Source organism: Catellatospora vulcania (genome assembly GCF_009720385.1).
GTDB classification, from domain to species: Bacteria; Actinomycetota; Actinomycetes; order Mycobacteriales; family Micromonosporaceae; genus Catellatospora; species Catellatospora vulcania.
In genome coordinates this window covers 136,475-154,245 of record NZ_ML769308.1, presented here as the reverse complement: position 1 = coordinate 154,245, position 17,771 = coordinate 136,475, and the positions used below count along the sequence as shown (strand labels likewise).

17 protein-coding genes are annotated in these 17,771 nt (G+C 73.6%); 4 read left to right on the top strand and 13 right to left on the bottom strand.

All coding sequences use genetic code 11. The annotated features are described in order from the left end of the window. Positions 1-97 precede the first annotated feature (97 nt). Positions 98-1,525 carry a dihydroorotase gene (locus tag F6W97_RS16600; RefSeq protein WP_155371244.1) on the bottom strand — a complete coding sequence of 476 codons (1,428 nt, stop codon included), beginning with the start codon at positions 1,523-1,525 and terminating at the stop codon, positions 98-100. Between the two features lie 77 nt (positions 1,526-1,602). Between F6W97_RS16600 and F6W97_RS16595 the strand changes: the two genes are divergently transcribed. Genes F6W97_RS16595 through F6W97_RS16585 form a run of 3 tightly spaced genes read left to right on the top strand, consistent with a single transcriptional unit; the run spans position 1,603 to position 5,278 of the window. Further along, positions 1,603-2,799 carry a CaiB/BaiF CoA transferase family protein gene (locus tag F6W97_RS16595; RefSeq protein ID WP_155371243.1) on the top strand — a complete coding sequence of 399 codons (1,197 nt, stop codon included), beginning with the start codon at positions 1,603-1,605 and terminating at the stop codon, positions 2,797-2,799. Continuing rightward, positions 2,799-3,809 carry a cyclase family protein gene (locus F6W97_RS16590; RefSeq protein WP_155371242.1) on the top strand — a complete coding sequence of 337 codons (1,011 nt, stop codon included), beginning with the start codon at positions 2,799-2,801 and terminating at the stop codon, positions 3,807-3,809. Before F6W97_RS16595 ends, F6W97_RS16590 begins: the two co-directional genes overlap by 1 nt. Continuing rightward, on the top strand, positions 3,806-5,278 hold the full coding sequence (locus F6W97_RS16585) for an MmgE/PrpD family protein (RefSeq protein WP_155371241.1): 1,473 nt from the start codon (positions 3,806-3,808) through the stop codon (positions 5,276-5,278). The genes F6W97_RS16590 and F6W97_RS16585 overlap by 4 nt, the downstream gene beginning before the upstream one ends. Before the next feature lie 58 nt (positions 5,279-5,336). Here the strand turns inward: F6W97_RS16585 and F6W97_RS16580 are convergent, their stop codons facing one another. Further along, complete coding sequence (locus F6W97_RS16580; RefSeq protein ID WP_155371240.1) at positions 5,337-6,767, bottom strand: alanine/glycine:cation symporter family protein; 1,431 nt, start codon at positions 6,765-6,767, stop codon at positions 5,337-5,339. A 391-nt stretch (positions 6,768-7,158) separates the two neighbouring features. Between F6W97_RS16580 and F6W97_RS16575 the strand changes: the two genes are divergently transcribed. Further along, on the top strand, positions 7,159-7,842 hold the full coding sequence (locus tag F6W97_RS16575) for an FAD-dependent oxidoreductase (RefSeq protein ID WP_155371239.1): 684 nt from the start codon (positions 7,159-7,161) through the stop codon (positions 7,840-7,842). A gap of 180 nt (positions 7,843-8,022) precedes the next feature. Here F6W97_RS16575 and F6W97_RS16570 read toward each other — a convergent pair whose 3' ends face one another. The 11 genes from F6W97_RS16570 to F6W97_RS16520 form a co-directional block, all read right to left on the bottom strand. Further along, positions 8,023-8,931, bottom strand: a complete 909-nt coding sequence (locus tag F6W97_RS16570; RefSeq protein WP_155371238.1) for an HpcH/HpaI aldolase/citrate lyase family protein — start codon at positions 8,929-8,931, stop codon at positions 8,023-8,025. Continuing rightward, positions 8,928-10,091 carry an acyl-CoA dehydrogenase family protein gene (locus F6W97_RS16565; protein WP_155371237.1) on the bottom strand — a complete coding sequence of 388 codons (1,164 nt, stop codon included), beginning with the start codon at positions 10,089-10,091 and terminating at the stop codon, positions 8,928-8,930. The genes F6W97_RS16570 and F6W97_RS16565 overlap by 4 nt, the downstream gene beginning before the upstream one ends. Positions 10,092-10,094: 3 nt before the next feature. Then, entirely contained in the window at positions 10,095-10,478 is a 384-nt protein-coding gene (locus F6W97_RS16560; RefSeq protein ID WP_155371236.1) for a Zn-ribbon domain-containing OB-fold protein, read from the bottom strand. 49 nt (positions 10,479-10,527) lie between these two features. Then, the gene (locus F6W97_RS16555; RefSeq protein WP_155371235.1) at positions 10,528-11,640 is read right to left on the bottom strand and encodes a thiolase C-terminal domain-containing protein; all 1,113 of its coding nucleotides are present in this window, start codon (positions 11,638-11,640) and stop codon (positions 10,528-10,530) included. Further along, entirely contained in the window at positions 11,637-12,131 is a 495-nt protein-coding gene (locus tag F6W97_RS16550) for a MaoC/PaaZ C-terminal domain-containing protein (RefSeq protein WP_155371234.1), read from the bottom strand. Before F6W97_RS16550 ends, F6W97_RS16555 begins: the two co-directional genes overlap by 4 nt. A gap of 64 nt (positions 12,132-12,195) precedes the next feature. Further along, on the bottom strand, positions 12,196-12,666 hold the full coding sequence (locus F6W97_RS16545) for an FAS1-like dehydratase domain-containing protein (protein ID WP_155371233.1): 471 nt from the start codon (positions 12,664-12,666) through the stop codon (positions 12,196-12,198). After that, entirely contained in the window at positions 12,663-13,655 is a 993-nt protein-coding gene (locus F6W97_RS16540; protein ID WP_230686730.1) for a RidA family protein, read from the bottom strand. Before F6W97_RS16540 ends, F6W97_RS16545 begins: the two co-directional genes overlap by 4 nt. After that, positions 13,643-15,031, bottom strand: coding sequence for an MmgE/PrpD family protein (locus F6W97_RS16535; RefSeq protein ID WP_155371232.1), 1,389 nt, complete (start codon positions 15,029-15,031; stop codon positions 13,643-13,645). The genes F6W97_RS16540 and F6W97_RS16535 overlap by 13 nt, the downstream gene beginning before the upstream one ends. Beyond that, positions 15,024-16,211: a CaiB/BaiF CoA transferase family protein gene (locus F6W97_RS16530; RefSeq protein ID WP_155371231.1), complete on the bottom strand. Its 1,188-nt coding sequence runs from the start codon at positions 16,209-16,211 to the stop codon at positions 15,024-15,026. Before F6W97_RS16530 ends, F6W97_RS16535 begins: the two co-directional genes overlap by 8 nt. Further along, positions 16,208-17,212, bottom strand: a complete 1,005-nt coding sequence (locus F6W97_RS16525) for an LLM class flavin-dependent oxidoreductase (protein ID WP_230686729.1) — start codon at positions 17,210-17,212, stop codon at positions 16,208-16,210. Before F6W97_RS16525 ends, F6W97_RS16530 begins: the two co-directional genes overlap by 4 nt. Beyond that, complete coding sequence (locus F6W97_RS16520; protein WP_196279183.1) at positions 17,209-17,709, bottom strand: MaoC family dehydratase; 501 nt, start codon at positions 17,707-17,709, stop codon at positions 17,209-17,211. Before F6W97_RS16520 ends, F6W97_RS16525 begins: the two co-directional genes overlap by 4 nt. Positions 17,710-17,771: the final 62 nt, after the last annotated feature.

Here is a 17,771-nt window from a genome sequence, read left to right as displayed (position 1 = left end):
CCCCCCCCTCCCCCCTCGCCCGGGCGGGCCCGCCTGGCCCCGCCCCCCCCCCCGACTCTTTAAGACTTGCGAGGGGCGCGGTGCCGCGCGGGGTGGGTCAGCGGGCGACGAAGCGGCCGGAGGGGGTGCCGAGGATCGTGCCGTCGCGGTAGGCGAGGCGGCCGCCGACGACGGTGGCGACGGGCCAGCCCTTGACCTTGTGGCCTTCGAAGGGGCAGTGGTCCTGGCCGGACAGCAGCAGGTCGGTGGTGACCTCCTGCTCCAGCTCGGGGTCCACGATGGTCAGGTCGGCGTCCATGCCGACCATGAGGTTGCCCTTGCGTCCGGCCAGGCCGTAGGCGCGGGCGGGGTTGCCCGAGGCCAGTTCGGCGACGCGCTGTGGGGACAGGCCGCGCTTGTGCATGCCCTCGCTGAGCAGGATCGGGTAGAGCAGGGCCGTACCGCCGAAGCCCGGCAGCGCGGGCCACAGCGCGTCGCCCTTGTTCTCCTCCAGGCAGCAGGCGTGGTCGGAGGCCACCCAGTCCACGGTGCCGTCGGCCACGGCCGCCCACAGCGCCTCGGTGTCCGACACGGAGCGGATCGGCGGGTTGACCTTCGCGCCCAGGCCGCCGCGGCGGTCCAGGCTCTCGTGGTCCAGGCACAGGTGGTGCAGGGTGACCTCGCAGCGCAGGTCGAGCCGCCCGGTCGCCTTGGCCGCGGCCGCCGCGGCGATCGCCTCGGCCGACGACAGGTGCAGCAGGTTGACCGGGCAGCCGGTCGCGTCGGCCAGCGTCGTCGCCTCGCCGATGGCGACCCGCTCGGTCAGCGGCGGGCGGGCGTCGGAGTACGCCTTCAGGGTCTGCGGGTCGCCGGCGGCCCGGACCCGGTCGATGAACAGCCGCATCAGCTCGGCCTGCTCGCAGTGCAGCGACAGGGACACCCGGCGGCCCTCGCGCTGGTTGGCCGCGACCGCCTCCATGATCTGGTACAGGTGGCCGAGGTCGTACTCGTCGCTCATGGTGAACGACTTGGCGTCGCGGGAGTCGGCGGACAGGTTGAAGCCCTTGTAGAACATGTAGTACTTGAACGAGCTGACGCCGTGCTCGTCGATCAGCGCGGGCACCTCGCCGACCTGGGCGGTGTCCATCGGCGCGAGGTGGAAGCCGTAGTCCGTCCACGCGTGCCCCGCGACGGCGTCGAGCACCTGCGGGAAGATCTCGCCGTACGGGCCGGTGCGGTTGAGGTAGTGCTGGCCGGTGCGGAAGTAGGACAGCACCGTGGTCACGCCGCCGACCAGCGAGGATCGGGTCTCCTCGGCCGCGTCGAGCGCCAGGTCGCGGTAGATGCCCAGGTGGTAGTGGGCGTCGACGGCGCCGGGGAACACGAGTCGGCCCTGCGCGGAGAGCACCTCGTCGGCCGAGGCCGGGTCGAGGTCGTCACCGATCGCCGCGATCTTCCCGTCGCGTACGGCGAGATCGGCGCGTACCGTGCCGACATACGGCAGCACCAGCGTTCCGTCCTTGACCAGCAGATCGTATCGTGCCACGGCGATCCTCCCAGGAGTGCGTTTCGCACACTGTAACGAGGTTTCCTTTTTGAGGGTAGGGCGTGTACGGTTCCCCCATGCCGCCCGCCGCCCTGTCCGGCGTCACCGTCGTCGACGCCGCGACGCTCTTCGCCGGACCCCTCGCCGCGACCATCCTCGGCGACTACGGCGCGGACGTGATCAAGATCGAGCATCCGGCGAAGGGCGACCCGTCCCGCGGACACGGGCCGGCCCGCGACGGCGTGCCGCTGTGGTGGACCATGCTGGGCCGCAACAAGCAGACGGTCACCCTCGACCTCGGCCGCGCCGAGGGAGCGGCGCTGGCCAAGCGCCTGCTGTCCGAAGCCGACGTGCTCATCGAGAACTTCCGGCCCGGCACCCTGGAGCGCTGGGGCCTGTCCCCCGAGGTGCTGCACGAGCTCAACCCGCGCCTGGTCATCGCCCGGGTCACCGCGTTCGGCCAGCACGGCCCGTACGCCCACCGGCCCGGGTTCGGCACGCTCGCCGAGGCCATGAGCGGCTTCGCGGCGATCACGGGTGAGCCCGACGGGCCGCCGACCCTGCCGCCGTTCGGGCTGGCCGACGGCATCTCCGCGCTGACCTGCGCGCAGGCGGTGATGACCGCGCTCTACCACCGCGACGCGCGCGGCGGGACCGGACAGGTGATCGACCTGGCCATCGTCGAGCCGATGCTGACCGTGCTGGGCATGCAGGCCATGGCGTACGACCAGCTCGGGCTGGTGCAGCAGCGCACCGGCAACCGGTCGGTCAACAACGCGCCGCGCAACACGTACCGCACCCGCGACGGCCGCTGGGTCGCCGTGTCCACCAGCGCCCAGGCCATCGCCGAACGGGTCATGCACCTGGTCGGGCACCCCGAGGTCATCGCCCAGCCCTGGTTCGCCACCGGCGCGGGCCGCGCCGCCCACGCCGACGAGCTGGACGCCCATGTCGGCGGCTGGATCGCGGTGCGCGACCTCGACGAGGTGACCAAGGCGTTCGACGAGGCACAGGCCGCGGTCGCGCCGATCTACGACATCGCCGACGTCTTCGCCGACCCGCAGTTCGCCGCCCTCGACTCGATCACCACCGTCGAGGACCCCGCGCTCGGACCGCTGCGTATGCCCAACGTGCTCTACCGGATGTCGCAGACGCCCGGCCGGATCGGCTGGACCGGGCGGCTTCGCGGCGCCGACAACGACACCGTCTACCGCGAGCGGCTCGGCCTGACCGAGGACGAGCTGACCGCACTGCGCGACACCGGAGTGATCTGATGCAGGGCTTCGATCAGGACCAGCACGCGCTGCTGCCCGCCCCGAGCGGCCGGTCGAGGCCGACCGCAGCCGCCCCTGCCGACCCCGCTCGGCCGAACGGCGCGGTCCCGCAGGGCGGCCTCGCCACGCCCAACGGCGCGGTCGTGCAGAACGGCATCGCGACCCCGGGCGTTGTTGCCGCACAGAACGGCGCCGCGAGGTCGAGCAGCGGCACGGTTCCACCGTGGGAGGCGGTGCGCGGGCGGCAGGTCATCGACCTCGCGCAGCCGATGCGGCGCGGCATGCCGCAGTCGCCGAACCATCCGCCGTTCCGGATGGCGCTGGAACGCCGGCACGGCGACATGACCCGCCCCGACGGCGGCTCGGCCGCCAACGAGCTGATCGTCACCGGCGGCCACGTCGGCACGCACGTCGACGCGCTGTCGCATGTGTCGCAGGACGGGCTGCTGCACGGCGGCCGCCCCGCCGGACCGCTGCAGTCCCACCTGGGCTTCAGCGACCTCGGCATCGACACGTTCCCGCCGTACCTGGGCCGCGCCGTGGTCCTCGACGTGGCCCGGGTGCACGGCGTGGACGTGCTGCCCGCCGGATACGCGATCACGCCCGAGGACCTCGACCGCGCCGCGGCGGGCCTGACCCTGGCCCCCGGCGAGGTGATCCTCATCGGCACCGGCTGGTCGCGCCGCTGGTCCGAGCACGACGCGTTCATCGGCGTACGCGACGGCACCCCCGGGCCGGACGAGGCGGCCGCGCGCTGGCTCGCCGCGCACTCCCCGGCCGCCGTCGGCGCGGAGACCATCGCCTTCGAACACATCCCCGCCGGTCGCGGCCACGCCGTGCTGCCCGCACACCGGGTGCTGCTGGTCGAGAACGGCGTGCACATCATCGAGACCATGAATCTTGATCCGCTGCTGGCCACCGGAGCACGGGAGATCCTGCTGGTGCTGAACCCGCTGCCCCTGGTCGGCGCGACCGGCGCACCGGTCCGGCCCTTGGCGGTGCTCGCATGACTCCTGGACAGGCCGGCCCGGTCGGCGGCACGGCCATCGGGCCCGCCGCCACCGGTGATCCCCGGACCGCCGCATCCGCTGCCACGGCTCCGGTCTCCGCGGACAAGGCCGTCGCCCAGCTCGCCGCATTCGCGGTGAGCTGCCGGGACCACGCGATTCCGAACGGGGTGCCCGACCGCATCCTCGACATCCTGGGGCTCGCGCTGGCCGCGCAGGACGATCCCGCGGTGCACGCCGTGCTCGCGTCGGTGCGCCGCTGGGGAGGCACGGCCGAGGCGACCGTCATCGGCGCGGGCGACCGGCTGCCCGCGCCCGCCGCGGCGCTGGTCAACGGGGTCATGGCGCACGCGCTCGACTTCGACGACACGCACCTGCCTTCGGTGCTGCACCCGAGCGCGGGCATCGTGCCCGCCGCGCTGGCCGCCGCCGAGGCCACCGGCGCGGACGGGCGGTCCCTGGTCCGTGCCGTCGCCGCCGGGATCGAGATCTGCAACCGGCTCGGCATGGCCGCGTACGACCGGGAGCTGCGCAACTCCGTCTTCTTCGAACGGGGCCTGCACGCCACCTCGATCTGCGGCACGATCGGCGGGGCCGCCGCAGCGGGGCTGCTCTACGGACTGGACGCGGCCGGGATCGCGCACGCCATGGGCATCGCCGCGTCGATGGGCGCGGGGCTGCTGGAGGCCAACCGCACCGGCGGCACGGTCAAGAAGACGCACTGCGGCTGGGCGGCGCACGCCGGGGTCAGCGCCGCCGTGTTCGCCGCCGACGGGCTGACCGGCCCGCCGACGGTCCTGGAGGGGCGTTTCGGCTTCTTCGCCGCGTACACCTCGGGGGTCTTCGACGCCGACGCCCTGCTCGGCGGGCTCGGCGAGCGGTGGGAGCTGTCGCGGACCGTGTACAAGCCCTATCCGACCAACCACTTCACGCACCCCGGCATCGACTGCGCGCTCGCGCTGCGGGCCGCCGGTCTGCGGGCCGCCGACGTGGCCTCGGCCGAGCTGGGCGTGGCCGCCCCGGTGCTGCGCACCATCGCCGAACCGGCCGCCGAGAAGGCACGGCCGCAGACGGCGTACCACGGGAAGTTCTCCGGGCCGTACACGGTCGCCGCGGCGCTGCTCGGCGGCAGCGGGCTGGGGATCGGCACGGCCGACTTCCGCGATCTCGACGACGACGTGTCAGCGCTGGCGGCGCGGGTCACCTGTGTGGCCGACGAGCGCGCAACCGAGATCTTCCCGAACGCGTTCGCCGCCGTGCTGCGCGTGCGCACCACGAGTGGTGAGCTGCTGGAGCACCGGGTTGACGCGTCGCGCGGCAGCGAGGCCCACCCGCTGACCGCCGACGATCTCGATCTCAAGTTCCGGCTGAACGCCGCCGACCTGTCCACCGCGCAGGCCGCAGCGGTGTCGGCGGCCGCCCGCGCCCAGCGTCCCGCCGCCGAACTGCTGGCGCTGACGCTGCACCGCTGACCCCACCCGGCCGGCGGTGGTGGCGGCGGCCCTGACCGCACGTTCCGCGTACGGCGGGCTAGGGCCAGACGTCCGTGTCCAGCGGCTTCGGCAGGTGCGGGTTGCCGGTCGCGGTGAAGGCGGGCTCCCGGCCGAGGCGGGCGGCCGCCTCGAAGTCGTCGAGCATGCCGAACGCCCACTTGCTGAGCAGCAGGATCGCGGTCAGGTTCACCAGCGCCATCAGTGCCATCGCGACGTCCGCGAGCGCCCATACCGGCTCCAGGGCGACGACTGACCCGATCGCGACCGCCACCAGCACCACGATCCGGAACGCCGTCTGCACCGCCGGTCGCGCCCGCAGGAAGTCGAGGTTGACCAGGGCGTATGACGAGTTGCCCAGGATCGACGAGAACGCGAACACGGTGACCAGCACGGCCATCAGCCAGTTGCTCCAGCCGCCGAGCTGGGCCGCGACGGCCGCCTGGGTCAGCGACGCGCCGGTGTCCGCGGAGGCCTTGCCGGGCTGGTACACGCTCTCGCCGCCGAGCATGACGATGAACGCCGTCGCGGTGCAGATCAGGATGGTGTCGACGAAGACGCCCAGCGACTGGATCAGGCCCTGCCGGGCGGGATGGCTCGTGGTCGCGGTGGCCGCCGCGTTGGGGGCGCTGCCCATGCCGGCCTCATTGGAGAACAGGCCCCGCTTGGCGCCGTTGAGCAGCGCCGCGCTGACCCCGCCCGCGACCCCGGCCAGGGCCGGGTCCAGGCCGAACGCCGACTTCACGATGGTGGCGAGCATGCCCGGCACCTCGCCGAGGTTGAGCAGCACGATCACCGCGGCCAGCAGCAGGTAGACCGCCGCCATCACCGGCACCACGTACTCGGCGACGCGCGCGATGCGCCGGATGCCGCCGAACAGCACGGGCGCGGTCACCAGCACCAGCGCGACCGCCACGCCCAGCTTGCGCTCGCTGGAGCGCAGCGTGCTGACCACGTCGGCGATCGTGTTGGCCTGCACCATGTTGAACGCGATGCCGAAGGTGAGGATCAGCAGCACCGCGAAGACGCAGCCCCAGGGCCGCGAGCCGAGCCCGCGCTGGATGTAGGTGGCGGGGCCGCCGCGGAACGCGCCGTCGGGGCCGCGCACCTTGAACACCTGCGCGAGGGTCGCCTCGATGAACGCGGTCGCCATGCCGACCAGGCCGACGATCCACATCCAGAAGATCGCGCCGGGACCGCCGAGGGTGAGCGCGATGGCGACCCCGGCGATGTTGCCGGTGCCGACCCGGGAGGCCAGCCCGACGCAGAACGCCTGGAACGACGAGACGCCGGTGTCCTCGCCGGAGCGCGACCCCCGCATCTCGGAGATCATCTTGGGGAAGAGCCGGAACTGCACGGCCCGGGTCCGCAGGGTGAAGTAGAGGCCCGCGCCGATGAGCAGGTAGACCAGCACGTAGTTCCAGAGGAACGCGCTGATCGGGTCGATCAGCGACTGCTGGATGTAGTCCACCTGTGTGCCCTCCGCCGACGGTCTTGATCGATTGTCAGCCTGCTGGGCTGCCCAAACCCCCCAAACGGCGAAGGAAGGGCACCTTCTTATCGCATGGCGATGTAGAAGGTGCCCTTCCTAACGCTCCCGACTCAGCGCCGGAACCAGACCTGGTTGGACTGGGGGCCGAAGCCGCACGCCCACAGGATCGTGCGGGTGCCGTTGGCCCGGCTGCGGGCAAGCCGCAGAGCCATGGGCGTGGCTACTCTCCGGAGCGAATGCAGCCCAGAAGCCATCGGCGGGCCCGTTCCGGAGTCGACGATTTTCGATACTCCTATGCGTACGCGGCGGGCTGGACGCGGTCGCGTGATCAGGCGAGGATGTGCGGCAGCGAGCGAGGAGAGACGCCACCATGGCCCGACTGCACCTGATCGGCAGCACCCCCGAGTACGGCAGCGTTGTCACGTACCGGTTCCGCCCGCAGGGCGAGCTGCGCTTCGCGCCCGGGGAGTACGGGCACCTGTTCTTCCCGCAGTTGCTGCGCCGGTTCGTCAAGCCGGTGCGGGAGATCTCGTTCGCCTCCGCGCCCGGCGACGACGAGGTCTGGTTCACCCTGGACCACGGCTCCGGGTCGCCGTTCCAGCAGCACTTCCAGTCGCTGGCACCGGGTGCGGCGATGCAGGTGTTCGGCATCGGCGGGCACCTGAAACTGCCCGACGACCCGGCCCGGCCGCTGGTGCTCGTCGGCGGCGGCATCGGCGTCACGCCGTTCCGCTCGATCCTGCGCCACCTGCGGGTGCACCAGCCGCAGACCCCGGTCGCGCTGGTCCACGCGGCGCGCGGCGACTACCTGTTCGGCGACGAGTTCGCGGCCATGCCGATCGCGTACCACCGCGTCGGCCGGGCCGAGCTCGCCGACACCCTGGCCGCCGTCGGCGACGTCGAGCCGCCCGCGCAATACCTGGTCGCCGGGTCGGACGCGTTCATCTCCGGCGCGGTCGAACACCTGCACAACGTCGGCGTCCCCGACGCCTCCATCCAGACCGACACCTTCAAGGGCCTGCACGACGACGCCACCACCGCCGTCGCCCCTTGACCACCCGCCCGCGCCGCGCCGCGTTACCGCGCCTCGATCATCGGACTTGCCTGGCGCCTGTGCGTATCTTGAGCATTGATTCGCACAGGTGCCAGGCAAGTCGAGCGATCTTGGCGCGGCGGCGCGGTGCGGACCCGCGCGGCCGGGGCGGCCGGGCCGTTCCCGACGCGGGGCGGTGGGTCAGTCCTGGGCGAGCAGGCGGCGGGCCGAGCGGACTACGGCCTCGTCGACCAGGCGGCCGTGTGCGTCCAGGCAGACGCCGGAGCCGTCGCGCAGGGCCTGCTCGTGCCGGGCCACCAGGTCTCGGGCGGCGGCCAGCTCCGCGCCGGTCGGGGAGAAGACCTCGTGCACGACCGGCAGCTGTGCCGGGTGGATGCAGGACCGGCCCCGGAAGCCGAGGCGTTTGAGGGCCAGCGTCGAGGTCCGCAGCGCGTCGAGGTCGCGGAAGTTGACCGACACCGGCGCGACGGGCGGGGCGATGCCCGCCGCGGCGCTGGCCAGCACGGCCTGTGAGCGGGCCCAGAGCAGCTCGCGCTCGTCCGGCCCCAGGGTGACCCCCAGATCGGCGGCCAGATCCGCCTCGCCGAGCTGCAACCGCGCGACCCGTGGTCCGCGCGCGATCGCCGCCGCCGCCAGCACCGCCGACGCCGACTCCAGCAACGGCACCACCTTCGTCGCGCCCACGGCCAACCCCGCCGCCCGCTCCAGCCCGGCCAGCACACCATCCAGTGCGGACAGCTGCTGGACCGACTCCGTCTTCGCCACGCACAACCCGGCCAGCCCCGGCCCGACCACCGCAGCCGCGTCGACGTGCCCCAACTCCCCCGGATTCACCCGCACCCACACCCTCGGCCCGGCCCCCTGCGCAGAGATCGCTGTTTCGGGTCCGGAAGCGGGGTCTGACCGCACTTCCGGACCGGAAACAGCGATCATCCCCGCCAGGAAGTCGGCCGCCGCGGCCCGCGCGGCGTCCTTGCCACCAGGGGGTACGGCGTCCTCCAGGTCGACGATGAGGGCGTCCGCGCCGACGGTCAGCGCCTTGGCCAGCTTCGCCGGGTTGTCGCCGGGCACGTACAGGTAGGACCTCATCCGATCGCGCCCTTGCCGGACAGCAGCGCGCGGGCGATGACGATGCGCTGGATGTCGTTGGTGCCCTCGCCGATCATCATCAGCGGCGCGTCGCGGTAGAGCCGTTCGACGCCGAACTCGGGTGAGTACCCGTACCCGCCGTGGACCTGCATGGACAGCAGGGCGCAGTCGACGGCGGCCTCGGCGGCGTGGGCCTTGGCCATGCCCGCCTCCAGGTCGACGCGGTGCCCGGCGTCGGCGCGCGAGGCGGCCCAGTGCACCAGCAGCCGCGACGACTGCACCTTCATCGCCATGTCGGCGAGTTTGAGCTGGATCGCCTGGAACTCGCCGATCTTCTGCCCGAACGCCTCGCGCTGGTTCGCGTACGCCAGGGCCGTGTCGTAGGCCTCCTGCGCGATGCCCAGCGCCCGCGCGGCGACGTTGATCCGCCCGATCTCCAGCCCGGACAGCACCTGCTGCATGCCGCGCCCCTCGACGCCGCCGAGCAGCTGTGTCGCGGGCACCCGTACCTCGTCGAAGACGACCTCGCAGGACTCGGTGCCCTTGTAGCCGAGTTTCGGCAGGTCGCGCAGCACCTCGAAGCCGGGTGTGCCGGCCTCCACGAGCAGCACCGACATGCCCCGGTGTGCGGGGTCGGCGGACGGGTCGGTCTTGCACAGCACCGGCAGCGGGTCGGCGTGCCGGGCGTTGGTGATCCACGTCTTGCGGCCGTTGATCACGTAGTGGTCGCCGTCGCGGCGGGCCGTGGTGCGGATGCCCTGCAGGTCGGTGCCCGCGTCCGGTTCGGTCAGCGCGATGCCGGTGCGGCGCACGCCCGTGGCCAGCTCCGGCAGGTAGCGGTTCTTCTGCTCCTCGGTGCCGTGCCTGGCGAGCAGCCAGCAGGACAGCGAATGGCTGCCCAGGATGCCGGCGATGCCCATCCACGCCCTGGCGATCTCCTCGAAGACGATCGAGAAGGAGACCAGGTCCGCGCCGAGGCCGCCGTACTGCTCGGGCACGGTCAGGCCGAACAGGCCCAGCTCGCGCATGGTCGCGACGATCTCCGTCGGGTACCGTCCGGACGCCTCCCATTCCCGGGCGACCGGCCGGATCTCGCGGTCGGCGAAGGCCCGGATGGTCTCGCGCAGCAGCCGCTGCTCGTCGTTGAGCTCGAAGTCCACGGGTCACTCCTCGGTGGTGAAGACGGGCAGCGCCCGCCCGTCGGGCAGCGGCCGCCAGGCCAGGGTCACGGGCAGGTCGCAGCGCGGGTGCGCGACCCCCACCAGTGCGGTGAGCAGGATCGGGCCTTCGGCCAGGCGCACCCGGGCCACGGTGTAGGGCGCCTCGGCCGCCGGATCGGGGGCGCGGTGGATCACGGTGTAGGAGTCCACCACGCCCTGCCCGTCCACCGGTTCCAGCCGCGACGCGGTGCTGCCGCACCCGGTGCAGAGCACGCGCGGCGGCAGTTGGGCCAGGCCGCACCGGCCACAGCGCTGCACCGTGAGCCGCCGCGACCGGGTGGCCTCCCACCAGGGCGCGGTGACCTCGTCCTCCGGGATCTCGGTCATCGGCGCTCCCCGCCGTCGTCGGCGCCGTCGTGCGGCCGGTGGGGCGGTGTCATCGGACCCCCAGGATGACGGTGGCGTGGCTGGAGGCGATGCCGCCGGTGCCGTGGACCAGGGCGGTGGCCGCGCCGTCGACCTGGCGCGGGCCGCCCTCGCCGCGCAGCTGGCGTACCGCCTCGACGAGCAGCAGCACGCCGAGCTGGCCAGGGTGGCAGTAGGACAGGCCGCCGCCGGTGGTGTTCACCGGCACGCCCGCCCAGTGCACGCCCGTGCCGGGCGGGCAGAAGCCGAGCTGTTCCAGGCCCAGCGGCACGCTGACGGTGAACGAGTCGTAGAGCTGGATGACGTCGATCTCCTCCGGTCGCACCGCAGCACGGGCGAACGCGCGTGCCCCGGACGCGGCCGCGCCCGTGCTGAGCAGATCGTCCGGCGTGGCCATCGCCGCGTGGGTGACCGACTCGCCGTAGCCGAGCACCCGCACCGGCGGTTTCGCCAGGTGGCGGGCGCGGTCCAGGGAGGTCAGCACGATCGCCCCGCCGCCGTCGGTGACCAGGCAGCAGTCCAGCGCGCCGAGCGGGCTGGAGATCATCGGCGCGGCCAGCACCTCGTCCACGGTCAGCGGCCCGGCCGAATGCCGGAACGCGGCCGGGTTGCGCAGCGCGTGCTCGCGGGCGGCGACCGCCACGCGGGCCAGGTCGGCCCGGTCCAGCCGGTACGTGTGCAGGTAGCGCTGGGCGGTCATCGCGTAGTACGACAGCGGCCACAGCGGCTGGTACGGCTGCTCGAACTGCGCTTCGGGGGTGGCCGCGTCGTAGACGCCGCCGATGCGGCGGGAGCGGGCCGAGCGCTGGTTCGAGGCGAAGGCGATCACCGCGACGCTGCACTGCCCGGCTTCGATGGCCTGGGCGGCACGGGCGACGTACATCTCGAAGACGGCTCCCCCGGCGGCGGTGGAGTCCGTCCACGACGGGCACAGCCCGAGCTGGTCGGCGAGCTGGGTGGCCGGGAAGCGGCCATGCCCGGTGGTGGCGATGCCGTCCACGTCGCACACCCGCAGCCCGGCGTCGTCGAGCGCCCGTCTTACCGCCTGCGCCAGCAGCTGCTGCGTGGACAGCCCGGTATGCCCGAGGTCGCACTCGGCCGCCCCGACGATCGCGACGCTCACCGGGCGGTCTCCACCCCGGCTGCGTTCGCCGACGACGGCACACCACGGGACGCGGCCGGTTCACGACCGGCGAGGGCGTCAGCCGACGCAACGCCAGCGGAGGCGAACACCACGGTCGCGCCGGCCGGGTGCACGGCGACGCGGCCGTCGTCGGCCACGGTGACCTTCAGGGCGAGGATCACGGTGTCACCGTCGACCTCGATCACCTCGCCGGTGGCGACGACCGTCTCCCCGGCGAAGACCAGGTTGGCGAAGCGCAGGTGCAGCCGGGTCAGCGTGGCGCCGGGGCCCGCCCAGCCGCGTACCAGCTCGGCGAGCAGCGCGCCGAACAGCTGCCCGTCGACGACCGGCCGGGTCAGGCCGCGCCCGGCGAGGTAGTCGGGGTCGTAGTGCAGGCGGTGCCAGTCCCAGGTCGCGCCCGCGTACGCGATCATGTCGGGCAGGGTGATGGTGCGCCGCAGCTCCGGCAGCCGCTCGCCGACCGTGGTCATGCCTGCTCCTCGCTGCGCCGGCCGGCGGCGTCGCCGGGTCCGATGACTCGCTCGCGATGCTGGCTCATGCTGCGCCACCCAGGTAGATCAGCGTCTCGGTGTTCACGGCCAGCAGCTCGGCGCGCTGGTTGCGGTACGTCGCGGTGGACAGCACCACCAGCATCGGCGTGCCGCCGCCGGTGGTGCGCTCGGTCATCGACTCCAGCCGCCAGGTCACGGTGAGCACGTCGGACGCGCGGGCGGGCTGGTGGAACTCGTAGGCGTTGCCGCCGCGGACCAGCCGCGCCCCGGGCACGTCCAGGTGCCAGCCGTGGCCGGGGTAGCCGTCGGCGTCGGCGGGCAGGTTCGCGTACTGGTTCGTCTCGCAGATCATCGTCGGCGGGGCGACCGGGTCGTCGCCGCTGGTGTAGGCCGGGTCGTCGGCCCCGATCGCCTGCGCGAAGTAGCGGATCGCGGCGCGGCCGATCTCCTCCGGCGCGGTGTAGGCCACCTCCCGCCCGAGCTGCGCCCGCAACTGCCCGGTCAGCATGGTCATGACGCCTCCGGCAGCAGGCCGCGCGGCACGACCTCGATGAGGAACTCGGGGCGCAGCAGCGCGTCGCAGACCACCGAGGTCACCACCGCGTCGGGGAAGTACTCGGCGCGCAGCTCCGCCAGGCGCGGGTAGGCCGCGACCGCGTCCGGGGTGAGGTACTCGAGCAGCGAAACGGTCTGCGCGCCGCCGGCCGCGCCGAACACGGCGGCGATGTTGCCGTACACGAAGGCGGCCTGGGCGAGCAGGTCGTGCTCGTGCACCGCGGTCTGGGTGACCGGGTCGAGCGCGCCGAACCCGGCGCCGAACACGTGCCGCCCGGCGACCGCCGCGGGTTTGTAGGTGAGCGTGTCGTACCTGGCCCAGCCCGGGTTGACCGCGTGCAGCGGGCCGGTCGCGGCGACCGCGTCGAGCGCCACCATCGCGCCGGGCGCGAGCGGCACGTCGACCAGGATGCCGGCCGCGCCGGGGTGGACGGGGCCGTTGCCGAGCAGCTCGCGGCGCGGGCGGCCGCAGCGCGGGTACGAGGCGCGGGTGGCGGTGGCCGTGTAGTCGGTGGTGAGCACCAGGGCGTCCAGGCCGAGCCGCAGCGGGGACAGGATCTCCCGGACCCGCAGCAGGCAGGCGCGGTACTGGTCGGCGAACTCGCCCTCGGTGGTGAACACGCTGGGCAGGTAGACCACGCCGTCGGCGACGCGCAGCACGTCGCGGTCCGTGCCGCGCAGCACCCCGCCGCCCGGGTACGCCGTCACCGCGACCCGGTACGGGTCCGCGCCGCCCGGGAAGCCCCGCACCGGGATCGTCGACACCGGCACGACCGTGCCCGCCAGCAGCACATCGCGGGCCGCGGCGACCGCGGCGGGAGCTATCGAGGCGGTCACGTACTCGACGACGTGGACCACATCGGACGGTTCCAGCTCGTGCGCCGCGAGCACGGCCGCCGCGTGGGCGTAGCCGCCGACCGCGGGCAGGTGGATCGTCAGGCCAGGCACGTCACCAGCTCCTTCACGTCGGGTGCGGTGGGCAGCGCGGCCAGCGCCGCGAGCACTGCGTCGGCCCGCTCGCCGAGGTTGGCGCGGGCCTTGGCCACCAGCAGCTCGTCCAGCCCGGGGTCGTCGGCCCCGCCGCCGCACCGGGGCACCCCGACCTCGCGCACCCCGCCATGGGCGAGCTGAGCCCGGATGCGGCCGGGCGCGTCGGCGGCGGCGGTCGGCACGTCCTGGCGCAGCGGCTCGATCGCGACGCGTTTCGCCAGCGCGACGATGTCGGCCCGGTGCGGGTCGTCGAACACCTCCACCGGCAGCGCGCCATCGAGCAGCATCGCCGCCACGCACCAGGCCGCGGAGAACTTCGCCGCGTACGGCGTCGACGGCAGCGCGGCCCCGCCGACGATCGGCAGCGCGTCGGGGTGCAGGCGGATCACCACGGCGGTGATCCGGGAGACGTCCACGTCGCGGCGCAGCAGGGCGGCCGCGTCGAGCACGGCGTGGCTGAGCCGGCAGGCGGCATACGGCTTCACGGTGATGCGCTCCGCCTCCCAGCGCTGCCCGAGCCCGCCGTGCAGGGTCTCGTGGTCGGGGGCCCGCCCGGCCAGCGCGGCGAACAGCCCGTTCGCGCCGTCGAGGAAGCCCGCCGGGCCGGTCGCGCCCGCTGCGGCGAGCCGGGCCGCGACGATGCCCGCGTGCGCCGCGAAGCCGGGATGCAGCTGCTTGGTGGAGCCGCCGGTGTGCAGGAACTCCAGCAGCCCGGACGAGCCGCTGGCCGCGATGCCCGCGGCGTGCGCGGTGGTCGCGGCGTCCAACCCGAGCAGCCGCCCGGCGACCACGGCCGCGGCGATCGTCCCGCAGGCCGAGGTCGCGTGCACGCCCCGGGCGTGGAACGCGTGCGGGGCCGCCGCGCCGAGGCGGCATACGACCTCCAGGCCTGCCGTGTACGCGGCCAGCAGGTCCTCGCCGCTCGCCCCGGTCTGCTCGGCCAGCGCGAGGGCTACCGGCGCGGTGACCGTGGTCGCGTGCACCAGGCCGGTGGCGTGGGTGTCGTCGAAGTCGAGCGCGTGCATCGCGACCGCGTTGCCGAACGCGGCAGCGGCCGCACCGATCTTGATCGGATCGCGTGGCGCCTCAGCGTTGCCGGGCTCATGCCGCTCGGCGACGGGCGTGGAGCCGGTGCCCGCGTGGCCGAACAGCGTGGCTTCCGGCGGGCCGCCCAGACCCCGGGCGACCTGCACGGCGGCGGGTGCTTCGGCTCTGCGTACCCCCGCGATCAGGCAGCCCAGGCCGTCGAGGAGCCGCAGGCGGGCGGCGGCGCGCACCGGCTCGGGGATCTCCGCCCAGGTCAGGTCCGCGGCCCAGGTGATCAGGTCAGGCACCGAAGGCCCCTGCCGCGCGCAGCCGCTCGACCTGGTCGGGGCTGTAGCCGAGCAGGTCGTCGGTGACGTAGCCGAAGTCCTCGTTGCGGCGCGGGGCACGGCGGTAGGCGGGCGGCTCGTCGCCGACCCGCACCGGGGAGGCGACCTGGGTGACCGTGCCGAAGGCCGGGTGCTCGGTCCGCACGACCATGTTGCGGGCCTGCGTGTGGGGCTCGGCCAGGGCGGCCGCGACGTCGTTGACCGGCCCGCAGGGCACCCCGGCGGGTTCCAGCACGCCGAGCCAGTCGGCCACGGTCCGGGTCGCGAACGCGCGCTCCAGGATCTCCAGCACCTCGTCGCGGTGCTGCTGCCGCAGCGCGAACGTGGCGAAGCGCGGGTCGTCCGGTAGCTCCAGCACCCCGGCCAGCCGCTGCCAGAACTTCTCCTTGGCGCAGCCCACCACCAGCCAGCCGTCGGCGGCCGCGAACACCTGGAACGGCACCAGCGACGGGTGCGCCGAGTGCCGGGTGCGGGCGGGGGCGAACCCGGCGCTCAGGTGCCAGGTCGCCGGGTAGGTGAGCAGGCCGATGGCGGTGTCGAACAGGCTCAGGTCGCAGTCCATGCCCTGGTCGTCGCGCCGGGCCGCGTGCACTCCCGCGAGCAGCGCCATCGCCGCGACGAAGCCGCCCGAGTAGTCCACCATGGACAGCCCGGACTTCGCGGGCGGGCCGTCGGGTTCGCCGGTCAGCGACATCCAGCCGGCCAGCCCCTGCAGGATGTAGTCGTAGCCGGGCTGCTTGGCGCGCGGCCCGGTCATCCCGAAGCCGGTCAGCGAGCAGCACACGATGCGCGGGTTGACGTGCTTGAGGTCGGCGTAGGTCAGCCGCATCCGGGCGGGCACGTCGCCGCGCAGGTTGGAGTAGACGGCGTCGGACTCGGCGACCAGGTCCTCGAACACCTCCCGGCCCGCGGCCGTGGACAGGTCGAGCGACAGCGAGCGCTTGCCGCGGTTGAAGGTCTCGAAGAACAGCGAGTCCTCGCCGTCGGTGTACGGCGGCACGTAGCGGCCGACGTCGCCGCCCGACGACGGATCCTCGATCTTGATGATCTCCGCGCCGAGGTCGGCGAGGTGCAGGCTGCCGAACGGGCCCGCGCCGTACTGCTCGACGGCGATCACGCGGATGTCGGCCAGTGGTCTCACGCCAGCTCCCGGATAAGGTCGATGATCGCGTTCTGGGCGGCGCGGATCTGCGCCGGGGCGAGCCCGTGCGTCGGCGGCGACAGCTTCACCGCGTCGGCGAGTCCCTCGTAGCGGGCGATCCCGGCGGCGACGTCGTCGCGTGTGCCGCTGAGCGTGTAGGCAGCCGCCATCGGCGCGGGCACGAACTCGGCGAGCGCCTCGGCGGCCCGGCCCTCGCGACGCGCGGCGACGATGGCCGCGTGCTGCTCGGCGTACTCGGCGAACAGGTCGGCGTAGGTCTGCACGCTGGCGTAGAAGCCGACCACGCCGCGCGCCCGGTCGCGGGCCACGGCCGCGTCGGCGTCGACCGAGCAGCACGCCGACACGACGACCTCGGGACTGTTGCCGCTGCGGGCGGAGCCTTTACGCAGCATGGGCAGGATCGTTTCGGCCAGGTGGTCCGGCGGGCACAGCTCGTGCGAGAGCCAGCCGTCGCCGATCTCCCCGGCGAGGGCCGTCATCGCCGGGCCCATCGCGGCCAGGTACACCGGGATGCGCTCGCGGACCGGCGGATACGGCCGCCGCCAGCCGCGCACGTTGATGGAGGCCTCGCCGTGGTGCTCGATCGGCTCGCCGGTGTACGCGCCCGCGACCACGGCCCGGATGATCGCCACGGTGTCGCGCAGCCGGGCCACGGGCGGGTCGAACGGCATGCCGTGCCAGTCGCCGATCAGGCGGCGCACCCCCGTGCCCAGGCCCAGCCGGAACCGGCCGCCGGACAGCTCGTCCAGGTCGAGCGCGGACAGCGCGGTCAGCATCGGGCTGCGGGCGAACGCCAGCGCGATGCCGGTGCCGACGCCCACCCGGGTGGTCGCGGCGGCCAGCGCGGCGGCGGTCACCGGGGCGCTGCGGTGCAGCTCCGGGGCCCACAGCACGCCCGCTCCGGCGTCCTCGGCGCGGCGGGCCGCGTCGGTCAGCTCGGCCAGGCTCTCGCCCCAGGGCTGGAAGTCCAGGCGGATCATGCGGTCATCGGCCCGGTCTTGGCGACCGGGAAGAGGTCCTTGTCGTGCGGGGCGTCGCGCTTGTAGACCATGACGGTGCGGGTCCATGACATGACCTCGTCGCCGTCCTGGTTGAGGCCCCGGGTGCGGCAGGTGACGATCCCGGCGTACGGGCGGCTGCCCGACTCGCGCAGGGCGGTGACCAGGGACTCGGCGTAGAGGGTGTCGCCGACGAACACCGGGTGGGTGAGCCGGATGGCGTCCCAGCCGAGGTTCATCAGGGCGTTCTGGCTCATGTCCGAGACGGACAGGCCCAGTACGATCGCCACGGACAGCCCGGAGTTGACGATGAGCCGCCCGTACGGGGCGCGGCTGGCGAAGTGCTCGTTGAAGTGGTTCTGGTTGGTGTTCATCGTGAGCAGGGTGAACCAGGTGTTGTCGGCCTCGCTGATCGTGCGGCCGAGCGGGTGCTGGTAGACGTCACCCACGGTGAAGTCCTCGAAATAACGGCCGACCATGGCGCCGACGCTAGCCACGCGTTGAGCAGCCCGTCAAGGGCTTGTTTCTCACAGCGAATCAG